The 391-nt window shown below is 75.2% G+C and carries 1 protein-coding gene; it reads right to left on the reverse strand.

Annotated elements, in window-relative coordinates:
• Window positions 1-391 (reverse strand): lysophospholipid acyltransferase family protein (locus FJV41_RS57650; protein ID WP_497812694.1); only part of this gene is annotated, 391 nt, incomplete at both ends.

A 391-nucleotide genomic window follows, 5' to 3' on the forward strand; every position in this document is an offset into this window, starting at 1 on the left:
GTAGAGCACCGTGACGGGCCCGTGCTGCTCCGCCCAGCGCCGCGCCGCGATCTGCACCGACAGCTCGAAACAGCCGATGTGCGGCGTCAGGAACACGATGCCCCGGCCGGCCGCCCAGGCACGCTCCACGCATTCGGCGCCCTCCACGCGGCAGGGCGGCGCCTCGGGATGCAGCCAGAGCCGCGGCAGCTCGGCCGCCATGCGGCCCGCATGGGCCACCGCGGAGCGCACGCGCGCGAACGGATAGCCGGCCAGCGCGGCGTTGGCGAGAAAGCGGCGGCGGTACGTGGGCGACGCGAGAAAGGCGATCCAGCCCAGCACCGCGCCCAGCGCGTGGAGCGCCGGCAGGGGCCATCGGGCGAAGAAGCGGAACGCGGGGGGCATCGGTGAC

It is taken from the genome of Myxococcus llanfairpwllgwyngyllgogerychwyrndrobwllllantysiliogogogochensis (assembly GCF_006636215.1).
GTDB lineage: Bacteria > Myxococcota > Myxococcia > Myxococcales > Myxococcaceae > Myxococcus > Myxococcus llanfairpwllgwyngyllgogerychwyrndrobwllllantysiliogogogochensis.